General features: G+C 24.1%; 4 protein-coding genes. 2 read left to right on the top strand and 2 right to left on the bottom strand.

Features of this window, described 5'->3' with window-relative positions:
* Together EHV01_RS04335 and EHV01_RS04330 are read left to right on the top strand one after the other, a co-directional pair.
* A partial coding sequence (locus EHV01_RS04335; protein ID WP_422066366.1) for a hypothetical protein occupies positions 1-271 on the top strand: 271 nt, incomplete at its 5' end.
* Between the two features lie 21 nt (positions 272-292).
* The gene (locus tag EHV01_RS04330) at positions 293-1,978 is read left to right on the top strand and encodes a hypothetical protein (protein ID WP_422066365.1); all 1,686 of its coding nucleotides are present in this window, start codon (positions 293-295) and stop codon (positions 1,976-1,978) included.
* A gap of 27 nt (positions 1,979-2,005) precedes the next feature.
* Here the strand turns inward: EHV01_RS04330 and EHV01_RS04325 are convergent, their stop codons facing one another.
* Positions 2,006-2,527, bottom strand: coding sequence for a lipoprotein (locus tag EHV01_RS04325; RefSeq protein WP_422066364.1), 522 nt, complete (start codon positions 2,525-2,527; stop codon positions 2,006-2,008).
* A 21-nt stretch (positions 2,528-2,548) separates the two neighbouring features.
* Positions 2,549-2,692, bottom strand: a complete 144-nt coding sequence (locus EHV01_RS04320; protein ID WP_422066363.1) for a hypothetical protein — start codon at positions 2,690-2,692, stop codon at positions 2,549-2,551.
* Positions 2,693-3,039 lie beyond the last annotated feature (347 nt).

Below are 3,039 nucleotides of genomic sequence, written 5' to 3'. Positions count from 1 at the left end.
AAADATTCAATCAATGTCTGATTTTTGAATTGAAAAAAATAATGAGGGTATGATAATAACAGATAAAGCAAGTTCAACAGCAACCAATCCGACTGTTGGAACAACTATTAAGGAAGAAAATTCAAATTCTAAACCTTATTGGTCTAAAAGTTGAATGATTACTCCACCAAATAAAATAAAAGTAAATAGTGGTAATGTTGATAATATTATTAGTACTCAAGCCTCATCATATTTTAGAAGAAAAGATGAATTTGGTAATACAGTTGGATAAGTTCAAATTGAATATAATAAAATGGGTGCATGTAATGTTTGAGATATTTTAAATATGAATAATTTTATTAATCGCCAAATTACCGTATTACCTTTAAACTATACGCAAAAATTAGTCTTTAATCCTTTTACGATACTTGCTATTGGAAAGTTTTTAAACTTTGTTTCGTTTGGTATTCCTTGGAACTGAATTGGGAATTTAACAATTACCCAAGATGATAAATGACCTAATTTTCCATGACTTAATGGTTTTATGAGTGCTAATATTTATAGTTTTTATAATGATGCTTTTTGGTCTGAAAAATCAAAAGGAAAAGGTTATTTACCATTTGAAATATTTAGAGAACAAGGAAATGATAAAGTTGGTGCTATCTTTGGAGCAAATGCTACTAGTTTAGGGTTTACAATTTTATTAACTGATAAAATACAAGGTAATGTTTTAGAAAAAGATGGAAAACCAACAAGTGAATTAGTTTATTCAACTTATAATTTAAAACAATTAAATGAAAAAACTAACCGAGTTTATTTAATTAATGAAAAAACCAAAGCAGTAGATGCGCAAATAACAGTTAGTGCTAGTGAAAAAGATAATGATTGTGAATTCTTACAAACACCTGATGGTACAAATTGTAGTTATATTATTGATATGTTTTCAATCCAAGCATTATATAAAGGTAATTTTGAAATTATCTTTTATGCTGATAACCCATATACAAATAATGAAGAAGATTATTTACGATTATCAGTATGGAGTTTCAGAAGTAAAACAAAAAGTGTTTTAAATAATTATTTACGCGATATGACAACTAACTATAAAACTAGTTTCTTATTACCACATGATTATGAAATACCAACATTTAATTACCCACAATATGTATTACCACCAGTGCCATATAACTATCAACCTTATACAAAAGATATTATGCCTTCTGATGTAGTACAACCATTAAAAACTAAAATTACAGCACCAGCACAATGTAAACATTCAAATATTCCTAATAGTTATCTTAATTTATTTTCTGATGAGTTTAATTCTGCTTATTATGAGGTAGAAATTGACTTAAAACAAATTGACCCAACAATTCAAAGTATAAGTAAATTTCAAGATGCTTATAAAACTATTGAAATAAGTAATCTTAATAATATACAAGTTGAATGTGCAGTTCCAAATATAGAAAACTTTATTCCTAATAGAAATGTTAATATTTTAGCAGGTTATTCTACTTGTGAATATAATTTTGGTCCTTTATTTGATGCAAGTTTACAAGAAAGTGGTCGTTCACAAACTGATAAAGTTAATTTCCCAAATATTTTTAGAATAAATGATACTAAAGAAATAACTAATAATATTAAAACATTTACTACTGGTAAAACTAATGGTTTACCAAGTTATGATGATTATCAAAGTAGATATACTATTTCTTGAAGAAGATGACCAATTAACTTTTTAACTCAAATAACAAAATTATCTAATAATGATAATGAAAAAATTAAAGAAATATATTTACAAACATATTATACTAATGATGTAAAATTAAAAATTAGATTTTCAAAAATATTATTTATTCAACTATCAGGATATTGTGAAACAAATCATACTTCATGAGGTAATGACAAAGATATAACATTAGATGTTAATAATCCAAATGTTTTAGGTATTAGAAATAAGAGCGATAGTTCTGTTAAAATTACAATTAAACCAAGATAAAAGAAAAAGAGATTTTACATCTCTTTTTTATTCGCCACTAACTTTTACAGTACCATCTTTATCAATATCTAAATTAGGTAAATTTTGTTCTTCACCATTTCAACGATAAACAAATTTAAAATAATTACCATGATCTATTCTTCAAGGCCAGTTTGTCATATTAGATGGTTCATAAACATTTAAATCAACTTCATATTTTAAACTATAACGATGTAATTCAAGTTTATATTCATCTTTTTGTTCTAAAACTTTAAAACTATCCTTATTTTGTATTTCTTCATTATTTTTAAATTTGGTGATATTTCAATTTTTACTTTTTCATACAACATAATATCATTTATTATCAACTTTATTAAATGGTTTTTCTTGTGGTGCTATTCATTCTAAATTGTTTTTAATAGTTTCATTTGTTGTGTCTATTTGGTTTTCTTTTTTTAAGTGTTCTAATTCTTTGGTTGTATATTCTTGTGGTTTATTACAAGCAACTAAACTTGTTGTAGTTGTTCCTACTAATGATATTGCACCTAAAATACTTAATATTTTTTTCATATTCCTTATATCCTTTTATTACTATCAATTAAGTGAATCTATTGAAACACTATAATTAACTTTTACATTTTCGGTATAAACAGTTTCATCAGCAGAAGTGATTTTTGCACTGCTGTTAGTAATATTTTCAACTTTGATTTTTGTGATATCTAGATTGTTATACATTTCTTTTAGTTTATTTTTAATTTGTTGTTTTGTTGGATTAGATAAATTTTCAGTTTTAAATTCACCTAAATTATTATTTGTAATAATTTTATTTAAATTAATATTAGATATAAAAGTAACGACTACTTCACCACTTAAAATATCTTTTCTTTTATACTGTATTTTTGCATTTGTGGGTGTTATATCACTAACTTCAAAATCATTTATATTATTTTCTAAATCTTTATTTAATTCTTTTATTTTGTAAATTGTACTATGAAGTGTAGCACTTTATAAACTGTAAAATCAAGCTTTTTAAATTTGTAAAGATTTTTTATAAAAATTAAAGCAAAAATATCTTTTATTTW

This window comes from Spiroplasma sp. hy2 (genome assembly GCF_044714365.1).
Lineage (GTDB): Bacteria > Bacillota_I > Bacilli_A > Mycoplasmatales > Mycoplasmataceae > Spiroplasma > Spiroplasma phoeniceum.
This window is presented reverse-complemented; position numbering and strand designations above follow the sequence as displayed.